Origin of the sequence: Streptomyces carminius (assembly GCF_002794255.1) — a bacterium.
Taxonomy (GTDB): domain Bacteria; phylum Actinomycetota; class Actinomycetes; order Streptomycetales; family Streptomycetaceae; genus Streptomyces; species Streptomyces carminius.
This window is the reverse complement of record NZ_PGGW01000055.1, coordinates 1-2,566: the sequence shown is the minus strand read 5'-3', so window position 1 is coordinate 2,566 and position 2,566 is coordinate 1. Positions and strand designations below refer to the sequence as shown.

Below are 2,566 nucleotides of genomic sequence, written 5' to 3'. Positions count from 1 at the left end.
CTTCGACTGCCCCACGCCCCGGGCGGTGGCCCGTTTCGTGCTGGACGAACTGGCGGGCGGTGCCGCGGAGCAGGCGCCGGTCGCGGCCGCCGTCCGGACGGACGACGATCCGGTCGTGATCGTGGGCATGGCGTGCCGGCTGCCCGGCGGCATCGCCTCCCCCGAGGACCTGTGGAAGCTGCTGGAGGCGGGCGGGGAGGCCCTGTCCGACTTCCCCACGGACCGCGGCTGGGACATCGACGGCATCTACGACCCGGAGCCCGGTCTGCCGGGCAAGACCTACGTCCGCAGGGGCGGCTTCCTGGAGGACGCCGGCGGCTTCGACGCGGCCTTCTTCAGGATCTCTCCGCGCGAGGCGCTGGCGATGGACCCGCAGCACCGGGTGTTCCTGGAGACCTCGTGGGAGGTCTTCGAACGCGCGGGTGTCGACGTCACGGCGCTGCGCGGCAGCAGGACCGGGGTGTTCGCCGGCGGCTTCCACACCGGTTACACCGTCGGAGCGGATCTGATCGGTGAGGGCGTGGACGGCTACACGTCGCACAACAACCTGCCGAGTGTGCTGTCCGGCCGGGTGTCTTACACGTTCGGGTTCGAGGGTCCGGCGGTGACGGTGGACACCGCGTGCTCGTCGTCACTGGTGGCCCTGCACCTGGCCGTGCAGTCGCTGCGGTCGGGCGAGTCCGACCTGGCACTGGCCGGCGGCGTCGCGGTCATGCCGCGGCCCAGCACGTTCGTCGAGTTCTCCCGGCAGCGGGGGCTGGCCGCGGACGGCCGGTGCAAGGCCTTCGCCGCCGCCGCCGACGGCACCGGCTGGTCCGAAGGCGTCGCCGTCCTCCTGCTGGAACGCCTCTCCGACGCCCGCCGCAACGGCCACACCATCCTGGCCACCGTCCGCGGCACCGCCACCAACCAGGACGGCGCCTCCAACGGCCTGACCGCCCCCAACGGCCCCTCCCAACAACGCGTCATCCACCAAGCCCTGGCCAACGCCAACCTCACCACCACCGACATCGACGCCGTCGAAGCCCACGGCACCGGCACCACCCTGGGCGACCCCATCGAAGCCCAAGCCCTGATCAACACCTACGGCCAACACCGCAACCCCGACCACCCCCTCTGGCTGGGCTCACTCAAATCCAACATCGGCCACACCCAAGCCGCCGCCGGCATCGCCGGCGTCATCAAATCCGTCCTCGCCATCCACCACGCCACCCTCCCCCGCACCCTCCACATCGACGCCCCCACCCCCCACGTCGACTGGACCGCCGGAAACGTCCGCCTCCTGACCGAAACACAACCCTGGCCCCACACCGGCCACCCCCGCCGCATCGGCATCTCAGCCTTCGGCGTCAGCGGCACCAACGCCCACGCCATCATCGAACAACCCCCCACCCCCGAAACACCCGACACCGCCGACACACCCCCACCGACCCACGACACCCCCGTCCCCTGGATCCTCTCCGCCCGCACCCCCACCGCCCTGACCGAACTCGGCCGCCGCCTGCTCGACCACCTCGACCACCACCCCCACCTCACCCCACACCAGATCGCCACCCAACTCCACCACCGCGCCCGCCTGGACCACCGCGCCGTCATCACCGGCACCGACCGCGACCAGATGCTGCGCGCCCTGACCGCCCTCACCCACAACACCACCGACCCCGACCTGACCACCGGCACCCCCCAGAACACCGGCAAAACCGTCTTCGTCTTCCCCGGCCAGGGCACCCAATGGGCCGGCATGGGCGCCCGACTGCTGGACACCTCCCCCACCTTCACCGACGCCATCACCGCCTGCGACACCGCCCTCGCCCCCTACCAGGACTGGACCGTCACCGACGTCATCCGCCAAACCGACAACGCCCCCACCCTCGACCGCGTCGACGTCGTCCAGCCCGTCTCCTTCGCCGTCATGGTCTCCCTCGCCCGCCTGTGGCAGCACCACGGCATCCACCCCGACGCCGTCATCGGCCACTCCCAAGGCGAAATCGCCGCCGCAACCATCGCCGGCGCCCTCACCCTCGACGACGCCGCCCGCATCGTCGCCCTCCGCAGCCAGGCCATCGCCCGCCACCTCGCCGGCCACGGCGCCATGCTCTCCATCCCCCTCTCCCTCCACGACACCCGCACCTGGACCGACCCCCACCGCGACCACATCGACATCGCCACCGTCAACGGCCCCACCTCCACCGTCGTCGCCGGCCACCCCACCACCATCGACACCCTCCACACCGACCTGACCAACGCCGACATCCGAGCCCGCAAAATCCCCGTCGACTACGCCTCCCACACCTCACACGTCGAACGCATCCACAACGAACTCACCCACCTCCTCACCGACATCACCCCCCACACACCAACCACCCCCATGTACTCCACCACCGACCGCACCTGGATCACCGGCCCCACCCTCACCGGCGACTACTGGTACCGAAACCTCCGCCAGACCGTCCACTTCCACACCGGCACCACCACCCTGGCCGACACCGGCCACCACACCTTCATCGAAGTCAGCGCCCACCCCGTGCTGACCATGGCCATCGAAGACACCCTCCAAGACCACCCC

The 2,566-nt window shown here is 70.8% G+C and carries 1 protein-coding gene; it reads left to right on the top strand.

Annotated features, from left to right (window positions below; translation table 11 throughout):
* Positions 1 to 2,566 (top strand): type I polyketide synthase (locus tag CUT44_RS15750; RefSeq protein ID WP_146252239.1); only part of this gene is annotated, 2,566 nt, incomplete at both ends.